Genomic DNA, 17,131 nt, shown 5'->3' on the forward strand with positions numbered 1-17,131 from the left:
CATTTATGATAATTTTGATCTTGCATATGTAAATCGCTGATGTTTGCCATTTGCTAATGCATGGCGCCCTGAGTTGGCGTCTGGCGGCACGATGCTGCTGGCGCGGGCCATTTGTGCAACAATAATCGGATTCATACATCGACAGGACGGACAATATGGCAAAAGTGGCATTCATCGGTTTGGGCGTCATGGGCTTCCCCATGGCAGGTCATTTGGCGGCGGGCGGGCACGAGGTCACCGTGTACAACCGCAACCCGGCCCGTGCGGCCGCCTGGCTGGAGCAATACAAGGGTAGCAGCGCCGCCACGCCAGCCGCCGCCGCAGCAGGCGCCGAGTTCGTCTTCACCTGCATCGGCAACGATAACGATCTGTATCAAGTGATCCTGGAAGAGGGCGGCTTGCTGTCCGCCATGGCGCCGGGCAGCATTCTGATCGACCATACGACGGCTTCGGCCGAAGCGGCGCGCACCATCCACGCGGCGGCGAAAGAGAAGGGCGTGTTCTTCCTCGATGCGCCCGTGTCCGGCGGCCAGGCTGGTGCGGAAAACGGCAAGCTGACGGTGATGGTGGGCGGCGACGAGGAAGCGTACGCGCGGGCCGAACCTGTCATCGCGTTGTTCTCGCGCGCCGTTACCTACATGGGGGCGTCCGGTTCCGGCCAGCTGACGAAGATGGTCAACCAGATCTGCATCGCGGGCCTCGTGCAAGCCTTGAGCGAAGGCATCGCCTTTGCTGAAAACGCGGGCCTCGATGCGGCGCTGGTGGTCGACGTGATTTCCAAGGGCGCGGCGCAGTCGTGGCAGCTGGAAAACCGGGGCAAGACCATGATCGAGCGCAAGTTCGACTTCGGTTTCGCCGTCGACCTGATGCGCAAGGACTTGGGTATCTGTATCGCTGAAGCCAAGCGCAACGGCAGCGACCTGCCCGTGACGACCTTGACGGACCAGTTCTATGGCGAGGTGCAGCAGGCGGGCGGTAACCGTTACGACACGTCCAGCCTGATTACCCGCCTGAACAAAAAGTAAAATTCAACTCGTCAGTAGCGAGCGGCGCGTCCCTGCAAAGGGCCGCGCCGCTTGTCGTTTACGGTGCTGGCATCATTAAAACGTCAGTTTCCGGAACATCTGGTTTCGATTTTCATGGAAAAGCATGGACTTCGCTAGCTCATCGTGTATTATTAAAAAACGAGATGAAATGTCCCAATTTTTAAAACATTATGAGCGGACCCGCATGAAAACCAACTCCTCAGCGATAACACGCGTTGTCGACAAGAACATTCCCTATCTGTCTTCCGCCGTTGCCATCTGGCGTCCCCGCGCCGTACTGCGCAGCTGGCCCGGCGTGGCCATCGCGCTGGTGATCGCCCTGTCGGCTACCTTTATTTCCAGCAATTACGGCGGCCCGCAGCTGCTGTATGCGCTGTTCTTCGGCCTGGCCTTCCACTTCCTCGCGTCCGATCCCACCTGCAAGCCCGGCATCGAGTTTTGCAGCAAGGTGTTGTTGCGCACGGGCGTGGCCTTGCTGGGCGCGCGCATCACCTTCAACCAGATCGCGTCGGTCGGCGTGACGCCGTTATTGATCGTCGTCGGCGGCCTGGTGGCGACTTTGGGCTTCGGCTATCTGCTGGCCAGGTGGCTCAAGCGCCCCATCACGGAAGGGATCTTATCCGGCGGTTCCGTCGCCATATGCGGCGCATCGGCCGCGCTGGCCATCTCGGCCGTGCTGCCGCAAACGAAGGAAAACGAGAAGTTCACCTTGCTGACGGTGGTCGGCGTGACGACCCTGTCGACCCTGGCCATGATTGTCTACCCGCTGCTGGTCAAGCTGCTGGGTTTTGACCCGACGGAAGCGGGCGTGTTCATCGGCGGCACCATCCACGACGTGGCGCAAGTGGTGGGCGCCGGCTACCTGGTCAGCAACCACACGGGCGACGTCGCCACCTTCGTGAAACTGACTCGCGTGGCGTGCCTCGTGCCCGTCGTGCTGGGCCTGTCGATCATGTTCAAGCGCAAGGACGGCAAGAGCGAAGTCGATGCGCCGCCACTCGTGCCTTTCTTCCTGATCGGCTTTGTCTGGCTCGTCATTACCAACAGCCTGGGCCTGATTCCGCAGGAAGTGAATGGCTGGATCAACAATGCCTCGCGCGCCTGCCTCGTCATCGCCATTGCCGCGCTGGGCGTGAAAACCTCGTTCCAGTCGCTGGCCTCGCTGGGCTGGCGTCCCGTGATCATGCTGGTGATGGAAACGGTGTGGATCGCCGCCTTCGTCGCCATCGCCGTACTGCTGACGCGCTAAGCGAGCCGAGCCCGCCATGAAGATCCTTGTCCTCGGCGCCGGCGTGGTCGGCACGGCATCGGCCTGGTACTTGCGCCAGGCGGGCCACGACGTGCGCGTGCTCGAGCGCCAGGCGGGCGCTGCACAGGAAACGAGCTTTGGCAATGGCGGGCAGATTTCCGTCTCGCATGCCGAGCCATGGGCCAATCCCGCCACCCTGCGCAAGGTCGTGCGCTGGCTGGGCAAGGACGACGCGCCGCTGCTGTTCCGTCCCCGTCTCGATACGCTGCAATGGCAGTGGGCCTTGCACTACCTGTGCGAATGCCTGCCGGCTAGGGTGGCGCGCAATATGCGCCAGATCGTCGCCCTGGCCGAGTACAGCCGCCAGAGCCTGCAAGCCCTCCGGCGCGAGACGGGCATCGCCTACGACCATCTCGAACGGGGCATATTGCATTTCTATACGGACCAGCAGGAGTTCGACAAATCGCAGTCGGGCGCCGCGCTCTTGCGCGAACTGGGCTGCCCGCGCAATACAGTCAGCGCCGACGAAGTGATACGGCTGGAACCGGCCCTGCGCCACGCGCGCGGCCAGATCGTCGGTGGCGACTACACGGCCAGCGACGAATCGGGCGACGTGCATTTGTTTACCACGGCGCTGGCGGCCCGCGCGGCCGCTGCCGGCGTGGATTTTCAGTACGGCACCACGGTGACGCGCCTGCTGAGGGATGGCGAACGCATCACGGGCGTGGAATGCATCGATGCGCACGGTCGCCACCGGCTGGAATACGCGGATGCCGTGGTGGTGGCCATGGGCAGTTTTTCCGCACCGCTGCTGCAGCCGCTGGGCATCCGCTTGATGCTGTATCCGGGCAAAGGTTATTCCGCCACGTATCCGATACTCGACCCCGTCAGCGCACCGACCGTCTCGCTGACGGACGACGGCCATAAATTGGTGTTTTCGCGCCTGGGCGAGCGCCTGCGCGTGGCGGGCACGTGCGAACTGAACGGCTACACGCGAGAACTGAACCCCGTGCGCTGCGCCGCCATCACGCGCAGAGTGCAGGCGCTGTTTCCTGATGCTTGCGATTACAGCGACCCCGTCTATTGGGCCGGCCTGCGTCCGCTCACGCCATCGAACGTGCCGTACATCGGTACGACGCGCTACCGCCAGCTGTTCCTCAACACGGGCCACGGCACGCTGGGCTGGACCATGGGCTGCGGCGCGGGCAGGGCGATTGCCGAACTGGTCTCGGGACGACGGCCGGACATCGATTTTGCGTTTTGCGGAGAAGCCCTTCGCGAGGTACCGCAGTTACATCAACTTAGGAGAGCATCACGATGAGAGACGACGCCACCCCCAGCCAGCCACCGGCCGGCCTGACCCTGGCCGGCACCACCTATCAATCGCGCCTGCTAGTCGGCACGGGCAAGTACAAGGACTTCGAGGAAACGCGATTGGCCATCGAGGAGAGCGGCGCCGAGATCGTCACTGTCACGATCCGCAGGGTCAACATCGGCCAGGAAAAGGGCGAGCCGAACCTGCTTGACTTCATTCCGCCGTCGAAATACACGATCCTGCCCAACACGGGCGGCTGCTACAACGCGCGCGACGCCGTCTACACCTTGCAGCTGGCGCGCGAGCTGCTGGGCGGCCACCAGTTGTGCAAGCTGGAAGTGCTCGGCGATGAAAAGACCCTGTTCCCGAACATGCCGGAAACGCTGAAAGCGGCGCAGGAACTGGTGCGCGACGGCTTCCAGGTGATGGTGTATTGCAGCGACGACCCCATCCAGGCGCGCATGCTGGAAGACATCGGCTGCATCGCCGTCATGCCGCTGGCGTCCCTGATCGGCTCGGGCATGGGCATTTTGAATCCGTGGAACCTGTCGCTGATCATCGAGCAAGCCCGTGTGCCCGTGCTGGTCGATGCCGGTGTGGGCACGGCATCGGACGCGGCCATCGCCATGGAGCTCGGCTGCGACGGCATTCTGATGAATACGGCCATCGCGGCGGCGCGCGAACCGATACGCATGGCACGCGCCATGAAATTGGCAGTGCAGGGCGGACGCGAGGCCTATCTGGCCGGACGCATGCCCCGGAGGGCGGGCGCCATGAGCGCCTCGCCCTCGTCGCCGATGGCCGGGCTGATCGCCTGAGCCCGATTTGTAGCAAGGTAGTTGATATCGTTTCAAGCGTTTATAAAAACCACAATACCTGGAGATGACATGAAACACACACTCGTAGCGGCAGCCATCCTGGCTTCCTTCTTCGCCGGCAGCGCCAGCGCCCAATCGTCCGTCACCGTGTACGGCTTGCTCGACGCTGGTTTCACGTCCGAACACGGCGGCGCGGACGGTTCCGTCACCAAGCTGGCCACCGGCGTGCAGTCGGGCAGCCGCATCGGCTTCAAGGGCACGGAAGACCTGGGCAACAATTTGAAAGCCAACTTCCTGCTGGAAAATGGCCTCGACGTGGACACGGGCGCCAACCGCCAGGGCGCCCTGTTCGGGCGCAAGGCTTACGTGGGCCTGTCGGGCGGCTTCGGCGCCGTCAACCTGGGCTTGCAGCACAACCCGCTGTTCACCGCGCTGGACAATATCGACCCCTTCGAGACGGGCATGACGGGCGCCTCGATCAACCTGATGAGCGTGGCCAGCCTGCGCACGAAAAACTCCATCATGTATGAAACGCCGAAGGTGAACGGCTTGTCGGCCGCGGTGATGGTTGGCCTCGGCGAAAAGCCGGAAAGCAACACCCTGGGCCGCACCATCGACTTTTCCATCGACTACGTCAACGGTCCGCTCGTGCTGACCCTGGCGCACGACAACCGCAAGGACACGCCGCTGAATACGGCCAAGGTGACCTTGCTGGGCGGCACCTACGACTTCGGCCCCGCCAAGCTGCACGCCGCGTATGAGACGGATAAGGATGACGTGGGCACGGATTTCCGCAGCTACATGCTGGGCGCGTCGGCCCCCGTGGGCGCGGCGGGCAGCGTGATGGCGTCCTACATCAAGAAGGATGACCGCTCCAACGCAGGCCGCGGCGGGCGCCAGCTGGCCATCGGCTACACCTATGCCTTGTCCAAGCGCACGAATCTGTACACCTCGTACGGCCGCATCAACAACGACGGCGCGGGCACCAACTTTGTCGGCGACGCATCGAGCGGCGGCAGCGTGCCCTTGCCTGGACATAACTCGAGCGCCTTCACGGCCGGCATGCGTTTGAAGTTCTAGGCGCGGCGGAGCAGGGAACGATGGCGGCTTGTCTGTTGCGGATAAGCCGCCATTGTTGTTTCAGGAGCGAACCTAAGTCGCGGATTCCGGATTCAGGAATGAAACAGTCCGATTTTTCATGAATTTTCATTGACAGCGCATTTTGCAACCGTTAAATTGGACACGTATTTCAAATATCGGAACAAAATATACCGATTTTTTTATAAAACCGTAAGGAGACTGAGCCATGACCGATTTGTCCGACCAAAAAGCCGCCGCCGCCGCCGTTCCCGTTGGCCCGCAAAAAATGACGCCTTCCGAAGCGTTCGTGGAAACTCTGGCCGCCAATGGCGTGACCGACATGTTCGGCATCATGGGCTCGGCCTTCATGGACCCGATGGATATTTTCGCCCCCGCCGGCATCCGCCTGATTCCCGTCGTGCACGAGCAGGGCGCCGGCCACATGGCCGACGGTTACGCCCGCGTCTCGGGCCGCCATGGCGTCGTCATCGGCCAGAACGGCCCCGGCATCAGCAATTGCGTGACGGCCATCGCCGCCGCCTATTGGGCGCATACCCCCGTCGTGATCATCACGCCGGAGACGGGCACGATGAGCATGGGCCTGGGCGGCTTCCAGGAAGCGAACCAGCTGCCGATGTTCGAGGAATTCACCAAGTATCAGGGCCACGTGACCAATCCGGCCCGCATGGCCGAGTTCACGGGCCGTTGTTTTGATCGCGCCATGTCGGAAATGGGTCCGACCCAGCTGAACATCCCGCGCGACTATTTTTATGGCGAAATCAAGGCCGAGATTCCCAAGCCGAACCGCCTGGACCGTGGCGCCGGCGGCGAGCAAAGCCTCGACGATGCGGCCGAATTGCTGGCCAAGGCCAAGTTCCCCGTGATTATTTCCGGCGGCGGCGTCGTCATGGGCGAAGCGATTGAAGAGTGCAAGGCCCTGGCCGAACGCCTGGGCGCTCCGGTGGTGAACAGCTACCTGCATAACGACTCCTTCCCCGCCAGCCACCCGCTGTGGTGCGGCCCATTGGGCTACCAGGGTTCCAAGGCGGCCATGAAACTGATCGCCAAGGCCGACGTCGTCGTCGCCTTGGGTTCGCGCCTGGGCCCGTTCGGCACCTTGCCGCAGCACGGCATGGATTACTGGCCGAAGAATGCCAAGATCATCCAGATCGACGCGGACAACAAGATGCTGGGCCTGGTCAAGAAAATTTCCGTCGGTATCTGCGGCGACGCCAAGGCGGCCGCAAAAGCCATCCTGGTTCGCCTGGACGGCAAGACGCTCGATTGCGACGCGACGCGCGACGAGCGCTATGCCACGGTGCAAGCGGAGAAGGCGGCCTGGGAAGAGGAGTTGACGAACTGGACGCACGAAAAAGATGCGTACAGCCTGGATATGATCGAAGAGCAAAAGAAAGAGCCGGGCAATTACCTGCACCCGCGCCAGGTCTTGCGCGAGCTGGAAAAAGCCATGCCGGAAGACGTGATGGTGTCGACCGACATCGGCAACATCAACTCGGTGGCGAACAGCTATCTGCGCTTTGAAAAGCCGCGCAGCTTCTTTGCGGCGATGAGCTTTGGCAACTGCGGCTACGCGTTCCCGACCATCATCGGCGCGAAAGTGGCCGCACCGCACCGTCCGGCCGTGTCGTACGCGGGCGACGGCGCCTGGGGCATGAGCTTGATGGAAACGATGACCTGCGTACGCCACAACATTCCCGTGACGGCCGTGGTGTTCCACAACCGCCAGTGGGGCGCGGAAAAGAAAAACCAGGTCGATTTCTATAACCGCCGCTTTGTCGCCGGGGAGCTCGACAACCAGAGCTTCGCCGAGATCGCGCGCGCCATGGGCGCCGAAGGCATCACGGTCGACAAGCTGGAAGATGTGGGCCCGGCCTTGAAAAAGGCGATCGACATGCAGATGAATGAAGGCAAGACGACCATCATTGAAATCATGTGCACGCGCGAGCTGGGCGACCCGTTCCGCCGTGATGCGCTGAGTAAACCTGTGCGGCATCTGGACAAGTACAAAGACTACGTGTAATCAGTCAGTTCGATCCTTGTATGACCCCGGCTTGCCGGGTTTTATGTGCCGGAACCATCTTTATGCTTCCATGGTTCCGGCATTTTTTTACCGAATTGGAGTCGCCATGAAAGCCCTGCACCGCATCATCGCGCAAGCCCGCGCCGTGCCGAAACACATCGTCTTGTGCGAGGGCGGCGATGCGCGCGTATTGCAGGCGGCCGCGCGTGCCGCTGCCGAAGGCCTGGCCCACATCACCATCATCGGCAAGCCGGCCGCCATCCTGGCCCTGGCGCAAGAGCACGCGCTGGACCTGGACGCCGTGCGCCTGGTCGACCCGGCGCAGTCCAGCGAGTCGGAACACTACGCCCAGCAATTATTCGTGCTGCGCCAGGCCAAGGGCATGACGGTGGAGCAGGCGAGAAACGCCGTGCAGGACCCGCTGTGCTACGCCAACCTGATGGTGCGCCTGGGCGACGCGGACGGCTGCGTGGCGGGCGCCGTGCACACGACGGCCGACGTGGTGCGCAGCGCCATCCAGATCATCGGCGTCGATCCGGCCTTCAAGCTCGTGTCGAGTTTTTTCCTGATGATGCTGTGCGAACCTTTCCACAGCCTCAAGGGCGGTTTCATCTTTTCCGACTGCGCTTTGGTGGTCGATCCGAAGGCCGAAGAATTGGCCGACATCGCCATGGCCGCCGCCGACAGCGCGCAAGCCTTGCTGATGGAAGAGCCGCGTGTGGCCATGCTGTCGTTTTCCACCAGCGGCAGCGCCCACCACGCGGCCGTCGACAAGGTGCACGCGGCAACGGACAAGGTCAAGGCCCAGCGCCCGCTGCTGGCCATCGATGGCGACGTGCAGCTGGACGCGGCCATCGTGGCCGAGATTTCGCAGCGCAAGGTCAAGGATTCCGTCGTGAATGGGCGCGCCAACGTGCTGGTGTTCCCGAACCTGGACGCGGGCAATATCGGCTACAAGCTGGCCGAACGCATGGGCGGCGCCGTCGCCATCGGCCCCTTGCTGCAAGGCTTGAAGAAGCCGGCCAACGATCTGTCGCGCGGCTGCAGTGCGGAGGATGTCTACAACGTGATCGCGGTCACGTCCGTGCAGGCCCAGGGTGGGCGCTGAGTTGTTCAACTGGCCTGTGCTGGCGCTGCTGGGCGTGGTGGCGGCGGGCACGTATTTCCAGACCGTCACGGGCTTTGGCCTGGGCATGATCGTCATGGGCGTGGCCAGCGGCCTGGGCCTGGCGCCCGTGCCCGCGCTGGCGGCCCTCGTCAGTTTGCTGTCGCTGGCCAATTGCCTCGTGGCCTTGCCCGGCGCCTTGCACCACCTGGACTGGCGCGCCATCCGCGCGGCCAGCATCGGCTTGCTGCCGGCCATGGCGGCCGGCGTATTGCTGTTGGGATACCTGGACCAGGCGTATGCGCCCGTCCTGAAACTGTTGCTGGGCGCGGCCATCGTGTATGGCGGTGTCAGCATCTTGCTGCAGGCGCCGCCGGGGCCGGGCGCGGCCGACAAGCGCAGCTTCTTCATCAGCGGCGTGTGCGGCGGCCTGTTCTCGGGCCTGTTTTCACTGGCCGGCCCGCCGCTCGTGTACCAGTTCTATCGCCAGGAAATGAGCCTGAAAACCATCCGCTACAGCCTGATCTTCTTGTTCGCCATCAGCGCGGGCGGGCGCTCGCTGATGGCGGGCAGCCAGGGCCAGCTGGACGCGAAAGTGCTGCTGCTATGCGCGCTGGCCTTGCCCGTGGGCGTGCTGGCCACCATGGCCGGCAAGCGCTACCCGCCGCCGATCGCCCAGCGCGGCATGCGCCGCATCGCGTTTGCCGTGCTGACCTTGATCGGTCTTTCCTTGATGGCGGCCGCCGTGCCGCAATTGTTCGGTTAATCGTGCGGCGCTTGCAAAATATGCAAACAGCCTTTATATTCGCGGTTCTTTCTAGAACCTCTTCCTTACTGGAGCCAAAAGTGCCTCGCTTCTTCGCCATCACCTGCTAACGCTGACGAAATGCTCTTTGCAGCATCGTTCGGCGCGTTGACGCCCCCGATTGCTGCGGCACTGCTCTATCCGCACACGTATCCAAGACTACGCTCTTGATCGTCCACGCCCGAACACGTCGTCAGCACCCCTGACCCTGTATGGACACGCCCCGGTGAACGCGGCGTGGGACGCTATGTTTTTACAATCTTTACCCTTATTCAAATACCCGCGCACGCCGCACCTGGAAGGCTCGCGCCTGCAGGACGGCGACGACGCTTCCGACCAGATGCCCCTGAAAAAGCTGGCCGGCCAATACGTCGTCATCGAGGAAAAAATCGATGGCGCCAACTCCGCCGTGTCGTTCAGCGATGCGGGCGAAGTGCTGCTGCAGTCGCGCGGCCATTACCTGGCGGGCGGCGGCAGCGAACGCCAGTTCAACCTGTTGAAACCGTGGGCGCATGCGCATGAACACGCCTTGCTGGGCTTGCTGGAAGACCAGTATGTGCTGTTTGGCGAATGGTCGTACAGCAAGCATTCCGTGTTTTACGACCGGCTGCCCCATTACTTCAACGAGTTCGACGTGTATTGCCGCCGCAGCCAGATGTTTTTGTCGACGGCGCGCCGCCACGCCATGCTGGCCGGCTCGCCCGTGCTGTCCGTCCCCGTGCTGTATGCGGGATTGATGCCGACTTCGCCGAAACAACTGTGGCAACTGCTGCGCCATTCGCTGGCCAAGTCCCGTCTGTGGCGCGACGCTTTTGAAACCGTCGTGGCGCGCGAACGCCTGCCGCTGGATCTGTGCTGGAAGCAGACGGACAAGTCCGACCACGCGGAAGGCCTGTACCTGAAAGTGGAGGACGACGAGCAAGTGCTGGCGCGCTACAAGCTGGTGCGCCATGACTTTACGCAAACCATCCTCGACAGCGGCTCGCACCACAGCACGCGCCCCATGATTCCCAACCAGCTGGCCGACGGCGTTGACCTGTACGCGCCGCAGCCGCTCGTTACCTGGGAAAGCCTGGGCTTGCATACCTGCCGTTCGCTCGATGAACTGGCAGCTTTATCGAGGAGTACAACATGATGAACTGGAAAACCCTGCAACAACTGGTGCCGCAAGCGGGCCAGTCGCCCGATTTCAATGCTTGCCTGGCCGCCTTCCCGCAGCTGGAACTGGCGAAGATGACGCCGCAAAACCCCGTCTATCACGCGGAAGGCGATGTGTGGACGCATACCATGATGGTGGTGGAGTCCCTGCTGGGCATGCTTGAATATCAGCAAGCCACGCGCGCGGAACAGGAAATCGTATTTCTCGCCGCCTTGCTGCACGACGTGGCCAAGTGCAGCACCACGGTGATCGATCCGGTGACGGGCGCCATCGGCCAGCCCGGCCACTCGCGCAAGGGCGCCCTCGATGCGCGCATCGCCCTGTGGGATGGCGACGTGCCGTTTGCCGTGCGCGAGGAAATCTGCCGCCTGATCAATGTGCACCAGGTGCCGTTCTTTGCGCTGGAAACGTCGCGGCGCGGCGTCACGCCCGAGTTCACCGTGCGCGAACTGTCGTGGCAGGTCGATATCCGCTTGCTGGCCATGCTGGCCGAGGCCGATATCCGCGGCCGCATCTGCCCCGATCCGCAGCGCATACTCGACGCCATCGAGCTGTTCCGCGAACTGGCGCGCGAGGAGGGCTGCTATGGCCAGCGGCGCGCATTCGTTGACGATCACACGCGCGTGAAATATTTCCGTGGCGCCGAGGCGCATCCCGACTACCCGCTGTTCCAGGAACCGGGTTCGCACGTGATCGTCATGTCGGGCTTGCCCGCGTCGGGCAAGAATACGTGGGTGGAGAAGCACCATCCGCGCCTGCCCGTCGTGTCGTTCGACGATGCGCGGACGGCCTTGGGCTTGAAGCACGGCAAGAACGAAGGCCAGGTGGGCGACTATGCGGAAGAGCGGGCGCGCGAACTGCTGCGCCGTAGCGAGCCGTTCGTGTGGAATGCCACGCACTTGTCCAAGCTGATGCGCGAAAAGACGCTCAACCTGCTGTACAAATACCATGCGCAAGTGGAGCTCGTGTACCTGGAGCAGCCGCGCAAGGAGCTACTGCGGCGCAACGGCCAGCGCAACACGTCGCTCAGCAACAAGAAGCTGCAAGCGATGCTGTGGAACTGGGAAATCCCGTTGCCGATGGAAGCGCATGCCGTGCGTTACTGTGTCGACTAGCCCTGCAGCGCTCAAGCGCCGTCGAAAGCGCTTGACCGGGCGGGCGCCACGCGCCATGCTGGGCGCATGACACTTGTTTTCCCTTCCTTCCTGTAAGCCAGCCGCAGTGCCGCCCCGCTGGGGGCGGGCCGCTGCATGGCCATCTTTGATCTCATCACATCATCTGCGAGCGCTGCCGCCCCGGCATGGGGCGCGCCTGCGCTCGCCACAAGGAAAAGAACATGAAAACAATGCATCTCGCCGTCGCCGGCGCCTCCGGACAACTGGGCACCCTCGTCGTCAATGAACTCATCGAGCTGCGCGCCAGCCATCCGGGCATCACGCTTACCGCCATCACCCGCACACCCGACCGCCACCAGGCTTGGCTGGAGCAGGACATCGGCGTGCGCTTCGGCGACTACGACCAGCCGCAGGGCCTGGCCGCCGCTTTCCACGGCGTCGAGCGCCTGCTGTTGATCAGTACGAACACCATCGACGGCACGGGACGGCGGCTGGCGCAGCACCGCCATGCCATCGAAGCGGCGCGCGAGGCCGGCGTCGGGCATATCGTCTACACCTCGTTCCTGCAGCCGGAAGAGGGCAAGAGCTCGCTGCTGAACGACGACCACCGGTCCACGGAAGCGTTGCTGAAAGAGAGCGGCATCGGCCACACGATCTTGCGCAATGCGTTTTACCAGGACTTGCTGCTGGTGGTGCTCGGTACCGCGGCCGTGGATGGCCAGTTGCGCACGGCCATGGGACAAGGCCATGTGTCGTACGTGGCGCGCGAGGATTGTGCCCATGCGGCCGCCGCGGCGCTATCGGATGGCTACCTTGGCAGCCGCATCCTGGACATTACTGGCCCGGCCGCCCTCGATGCGCAGGAGCTGGCGGCCATCGCCGCCCAGGTATTCGGCAGGTCCGTCGAGGTCGTGGCTCTCGATGCGGAAGAGCGCGTGCGCCATTTCATTACCGGCGGCATGCCGGCGCCGATGGCGCAGATGCTGGCGGGCATCGAGCGCTGGCTGGCCACCGATGCCATGCACATTGTCAGTGACGACTATGGCGCGTTGACGGGCAGGCAAGCGTCGCCCGTGCAAGCCTTCCTGCAGGCGCTTGCGTCGGCATAACGATCACTTTTTCCGTCCACTCAGCAACTGCGCGATCTCGCTGAACAGTTCATTGTTCAGCGAGGCGGGCAGGGTGGTGGCCAGGCTGCGGCTGTAGTAGGCGCCCAGGTCCAGGCCCAGCCCCAGGCCGCGGATTTCCACGGCGCCCTGCGCCTCGCGGTGCGCCACCACTTGTTTCAGATGTTGCGCCAAATAAAACTCGTCGTTGGCCAAATTCGTGGCCGTGTCCATCGGGCAACCGTCGGACACGACGAGCAGGATGCGCCGCCGTTCCGGGCGCGCCAGCATGCGCTTGCACGCCCAATCCACGGCTTCGCCATCGACGCCTTCGCGGTACAGGTCCGCTTTCAGCAGGGCCGCGATGTCGGGCCGCGCGCGGCGCCAGCTGGTATCGCCATCCTTGAAGACCATGTGCACGAGTTCATTCAAGCGGCCGGGGTTGGCGGGCGAGCGGGCGCGCATCCAGTCGCGCCTGGCTCGTCCTCCGTTCCACGCGCCCGTCGTAAAGCCCAGCAACTCCGTCTTGATGCCAGCCTGATCCAGCGCGCGCAGCAATATGTCGAGCAGCACGGCCACGGATTCCGCGTGCGTCTTCATGGAGCCGGAGCAGTCGACAAGAAAGGTGACGAGGCAATCGGCCTGGGGCAGGAATTGTTCCTTGCGAAACAGTCTGCGCTCTGACGGTGAGCTGATCAGCTGTGCCAGCCGGCGGCCGTCGATGTATCCCTCTTCCTCGCCAAACGACCAGCCGTCGCGCCGGGGCACGGCCAGCAATTGCGTGAAACGTCGCGCCAGGCGGGCCGTGTTGATGCCCAGGCTGGCGATGCGACCATCCATGCGTTCGCGGTATTCGAGCAGCAGGGCGCGGCGGACCAATTCACCCGCTTTTTCTTCGCGGTCGTATGCCGTGGAGTAGGCGTGGTAGCCGCCATCGCCATCGCTGAATGCGCGGCTCTCGCCCAGCGGGGCGGCATCGGGAAGGTGGTCGTTATCGCTGTCGAAGTCGAGCAGCAGCTTGAAGGCGGCCTGCGCCTTGGCGTCGCCTGCGTCGTCCTGGCCGCCATCGCGCGCCGATTGCGCGTCTTTCAGCATGGCATCGACGGCGTGGCTGATGGCCAGTGCATGGCGCGCAAAGGCTGCCTGGTCGGCGCGGTGGCGGCGCAACCCCGCCAGGTCGCCGCTCAGCGCGGAGGACACGGACCAGCGTGTCGCCTCGATAAAATCTTCCGTCTTTTCCAGCACGGGCCTGGCCGTCAGGCGCGACCAGCACATCTGAAATACTGTGTACAGCAGCAAGCCCGAAGCGCCTTCGGCCAGGCCGGAATTATAGAACGCGTGCGACCATGCCGTGAAACGGTGGCGCAGGTTGCCGATCACGCCAGCGTGCTGCTCGGGCGCAAGCGTTTCCACCCTTAACTGTTCCAGCAGTTCGAAGACGAGGCGCGCCACGGGTTCGACCGGGCACAAGGACTTGTGCAGGGCCGCATCCGTATGCAGCAGCCGCAGGGCCACGCTGTCGGCCGCGCCGCGCAAGGACGGCAAATCCTGCAGTGCCGCATCGGGCTGCAGATGGGCCGCATGGATGGGCAGCGGGCGGTGGCCGTCGTGCAGGCGCCTGCCCCGGTAGCGTATCGAGGGAGAACCGCTGAGTGCGCGGATGGCGCCCGCGCACAACTCGTCCGTTTCCTGCTGCTCGCGCGTGTAGGCGGCAGGCGCCGTTGCTTCGGCGCTCATGCCTGGCTCGCCAGCAATTCCTCATTGAAACAGCGCTGGTAATACTCGGCCACCATGGGCCGCTCCGCCTCGTCGCATTTGTTGAGGAAGGACAGGCGGAAGGCCAAGGCCGGGTCGCGGAAGATCTGGCAGTTTTCCGCCCAGGTAATCACCGTGCGTGGCGACATCAGACAAGCCAGGTCGCCCGCCGCATAACCATGGCGCGTGAGGCTGGCCACGGCCACCATGCTGGCGGCCAGTTGGCGGCCCGCCTCGTCGTTCATGGCCGGGACCCGCGCCAGCACGATGGCCGTTTCCTCGTCCTGCGGCAAGTAGTTCAAAGTGGCAACGATATTCCAGCGGTCGATCTGCGCGTGGTTGAGCACTTGCGTGCCGTGGTACATGCCGTTCAAGTTGCCGAGGCCCACCGTGTTCGACGTGGCGAACAGGCGGAAGTGGGGATGGGGCGTGATGACCCGGTTCTGGTCGAGCAGGGTGAACTTGCCGTCGCGCTCGAGGATGCGCTGGATGACGAACATCACGTCGGGGCGGCCCGCGTCGTACTCGTCGAAGATCAGGGCCACGGGCCGTTGCAGGGACCAGGGCACGATGCCTTCCTGGAATTGCGTCACCTGCTGCTGTTCGCGCAGCACGATGGCGTCCTTGCCGACCAGATCCAGGCGGCTGATGTGGCCGTCGAGGTTGACCCGCACGCAAGGCCAGTTCAGGCGCGCCGCCACCTGCTCGATATGCGTGGACTTGCCCGTGCCGTGCAAGCCTTGCACCATCACGCGGCGGTTGTGGGTGAAGCCGGCCAGTATCGCCAGGGTCACATCCTTGTTGAAGCGGTAGGCGGGATCGATGTCGGGCACGTGCGGATCGCGTTCCGTGAAGACGGGCACGAGCAGGTCGCTGTCGATATGGAACAGGCTGCGCACGGACTGCAAGGTTTGCGCCGCTGCGGCGGGGGGATGTTGGCGTGAATCTGGCACCTTGTTCTCCTGTGAAACCGCAGCATGGGCGCTACGGCGGTTATGAATGACCAGTTTGTAATGCGGCGTCGTCGTCCCCGCCCGTCGTCGGCATGGTTTCCGATTCGATGGCGGCCAGGGCTTGCGCGGCGCGTTGCAATGCTGGCAAGAAATGTAAAGCCTTGTCGTGCGTCAAGCGGATGATGGGCGCCTGGATGGCCACGGCCAGATTCGAGCGGCCGTTCGGGTTCGGCACCAGCACGGCCACGCACAGCAGGCCGGGCAGGAATTCCTCGTCGTCCAGCGCATAGCCATTGCGGCGCACCAGTTCCAGTTCGCGCTCGAGCTTGACGGGGTCCGTTTCCGTCTTGTCCGTAAAGCGCGTCAATTCCATGTGGCCCAGCAGGCGACGCCGTTGCACGGGCGTCATTTGCGCCAGGAACAGCTTGCCGCTGGACGAGCAATGGGCCGGCACGCGCGAACCGGGATGCAGATAGAAGCGCAGCGGGGCCGCCGTTTCCACGCGGTCCAGGTACACCACTTCGCTGCCGCTGAAGGCCGTCAGGTTGCAGCTTTCGCCCACTTCCTCGACCAGCTGGCGCAAGACCATGCGGCGGGCGCCATGGAAGGTGTTGTTAATCAAGAGGTTCGACGCCAGGCGGCGCAGGCGCACGCCCGTGCTGTAGTGGCGGCCATCGCTTTCGCGCTGCAGTACGCCCACGCTTTCCAACTGTTGCAGCATGCGGTGCAGGGTGGGCTTGGGCAAGCCCGTTTCTTCCACCAGCGCTTGCAGCGACAGCAACTGGTCTTTTTCAGCAATCACTTCCAGCAAAGCAAACAAACGCATCGTGGGCGTGTCGCCTTCCAGTTTTTCCGGCTCAAGTTTTGGGGGTGAAATCATGTCCATGGTGGCCTCGGTTGTCTGTCTGAGTGTTATTTCATTTTCGAACTCAAATTGTACCGTTTCCTCGAAATTCTGTTTGACTTTTGATTGCCGAACGCTTAAATTGAATTGTATATCAAATTTCGGAACAAAATATACCGTTTTTTGATAAATAAGTTTATAACTTTGCTGAAACTCATCACCACAGATCAGGAGACACCCATGAATGACATGACCGAACAAAAAGCCGCCGCCGCCGCCGTTCCCGTTGGCCCGCAAAAGATGACGCCTTCCGAAGCGTTCGTGGAAACTCTGGCCGCCAATGGCGTGACCGACATGTTCGGCATCATGGGCTCGGCCTTCATGGACCCGATGGATATTTTCGCCCCCGCCGGCATCCGCCTGATTCCCGTCGTGCACGAGCAGGGCGCCGGCCACATGGCCGACGGTTACGCCCGCGTCTCGGGCCGCCATGGCGTCGTCATCGGCCAGAACGGCCCCGGCATCAGCAATTGCGTGACCGCGATTGCCGCCGCCTACTGGGCGCACACGCCCGTCGTCATCATCACGCCGGAAACGGGCACGATGAGCATGGGCCTGGGCGGCTTCCAGGAAGCGAACCAGCTGCCGATGTTCGAGGAATTCACCAAGTATCAGGGCCACGTGACCAATCCGGCCCGCATGGCCGAGTTCACGGGCCGTTGTTTTGATCGCGCCATGTC

At 63.1% G+C, this 17,131-nt stretch carries 15 protein-coding genes; 12 read left to right on the plus strand and 3 right to left on the minus strand.

The window, feature by feature from the left end; genetic code table 11:
- Positions 1-155: 155 nt before the first annotated feature.
- The 11 genes from GYK42_RS08920 (at position 156) to GYK42_RS08970 (ending at position 12,842) form a co-directional block, all read left to right on the plus strand.
- Positions 156-1,025: an NAD(P)-dependent oxidoreductase gene (locus GYK42_RS08920; RefSeq protein WP_166447176.1), complete on the plus strand. Its 870-nt coding sequence runs from the start codon at positions 156-158 to the stop codon at positions 1,023-1,025.
- Between the two features lie 205 nt (positions 1,026-1,230).
- Positions 1,231-2,295 carry a YeiH family protein gene (locus GYK42_RS08925; protein WP_080753631.1) on the plus strand — a complete coding sequence of 355 codons (1,065 nt, stop codon included), beginning with the start codon at positions 1,231-1,233 and terminating at the stop codon, positions 2,293-2,295.
- Between the two features lie 16 nt (positions 2,296-2,311).
- Positions 2,312-3,616 carry a D-amino acid dehydrogenase gene (locus GYK42_RS08930; protein ID WP_166447177.1) on the plus strand — a complete coding sequence of 435 codons (1,305 nt, stop codon included), beginning with the start codon at positions 2,312-2,314 and terminating at the stop codon, positions 3,614-3,616.
- Positions 3,613-4,428 carry a thiazole synthase gene (locus GYK42_RS08935; RefSeq protein ID WP_166447178.1) on the plus strand — a complete coding sequence of 272 codons (816 nt, stop codon included), beginning with the start codon at positions 3,613-3,615 and terminating at the stop codon, positions 4,426-4,428. Before GYK42_RS08930 ends, GYK42_RS08935 begins: the two co-directional genes overlap by 4 nt.
- Before the next feature lie 69 nt (positions 4,429-4,497).
- Positions 4,498-5,508: a porin gene (locus GYK42_RS08940; RefSeq protein ID WP_166447179.1), complete on the plus strand. Its 1,011-nt coding sequence runs from the start codon at positions 4,498-4,500 to the stop codon at positions 5,506-5,508.
- A 226-nt stretch (positions 5,509-5,734) separates the two neighbouring features.
- On the plus strand, positions 5,735-7,549 hold the full coding sequence (xsc, locus tag GYK42_RS08945; protein ID WP_166447180.1) for a sulfoacetaldehyde acetyltransferase: 1,815 nt from the start codon (positions 5,735-5,737) through the stop codon (positions 7,547-7,549).
- A 106-nt stretch (positions 7,550-7,655) separates the two neighbouring features.
- Entirely contained in the window at positions 7,656-8,657 is a 1,002-nt protein-coding gene (gene pta, locus GYK42_RS08950; RefSeq protein WP_166447181.1) for a phosphate acetyltransferase, read from the plus strand.
- A gap of 1 nt (position 8,658) precedes the next feature.
- Complete coding sequence (locus GYK42_RS08955; RefSeq protein ID WP_205711323.1) at positions 8,659-9,420, plus strand: sulfite exporter TauE/SafE family protein; 762 nt, start codon at positions 8,659-8,661, stop codon at positions 9,418-9,420.
- A 286-nt stretch (positions 9,421-9,706) separates the two neighbouring features.
- A complete protein-coding gene (locus GYK42_RS08960; RefSeq protein WP_166447183.1) occupies positions 9,707-10,594 on the plus strand; it encodes an RNA ligase family protein in 888 nt (295 codons plus the stop codon).
- The gene (locus GYK42_RS08965) at positions 10,591-11,733 is read left to right on the plus strand and encodes an AAA family ATPase (protein WP_431190163.1); all 1,143 of its coding nucleotides are present in this window, start codon (positions 10,591-10,593) and stop codon (positions 11,731-11,733) included. The genes GYK42_RS08960 and GYK42_RS08965 overlap by 4 nt, the downstream gene beginning before the upstream one ends.
- Before the next feature lie 221 nt (positions 11,734-11,954).
- Complete coding sequence (locus tag GYK42_RS08970; protein ID WP_166447184.1) at positions 11,955-12,842, plus strand: NAD(P)H-binding protein; 888 nt, start codon at positions 11,955-11,957, stop codon at positions 12,840-12,842.
- Between the two features lie 3 nt (positions 12,843-12,845).
- Here GYK42_RS08970 and GYK42_RS08975 read toward each other — a convergent pair whose 3' ends face one another.
- Genes GYK42_RS08975 through GYK42_RS08985 form a run of 3 tightly spaced genes read right to left on the minus strand, consistent with a single transcriptional unit; the run spans position 12,846 to position 16,427 of the window.
- Positions 12,846-14,576, minus strand: coding sequence for a cobaltochelatase CobT-related protein (locus tag GYK42_RS08975; RefSeq protein ID WP_166447185.1), 1,731 nt, complete (start codon positions 14,574-14,576; stop codon positions 12,846-12,848).
- Positions 14,573-15,547 carry an AAA family ATPase gene (locus tag GYK42_RS08980; protein WP_346768077.1) on the minus strand — a complete coding sequence of 325 codons (975 nt, stop codon included), beginning with the start codon at positions 15,545-15,547 and terminating at the stop codon, positions 14,573-14,575. The genes GYK42_RS08975 and GYK42_RS08980 overlap by 4 nt, the downstream gene beginning before the upstream one ends.
- A gap of 40 nt (positions 15,548-15,587) precedes the next feature.
- Positions 15,588-16,427: an IclR family transcriptional regulator gene (locus GYK42_RS08985; protein WP_205711324.1), complete on the minus strand. Its 840-nt coding sequence runs from the start codon at positions 16,425-16,427 to the stop codon at positions 15,588-15,590.
- A 213-nt stretch (positions 16,428-16,640) separates the two neighbouring features.
- On the opposite strand from GYK42_RS08985, the gene GYK42_RS08990 reads away from it, so the two are divergent.
- On the plus strand, positions 16,641-17,131 hold a 491-nt coding region (locus GYK42_RS08990), incomplete at its 3' end, for a thiamine pyrophosphate-binding protein (RefSeq protein WP_277346579.1).

This window comes from Janthinobacterium lividum, from assembly GCF_011601275.1.
In the GTDB taxonomy this organism is placed as follows: domain Bacteria; phylum Pseudomonadota; class Gammaproteobacteria; order Burkholderiales; family Burkholderiaceae_D; genus Janthinobacterium; species Janthinobacterium lividum_E.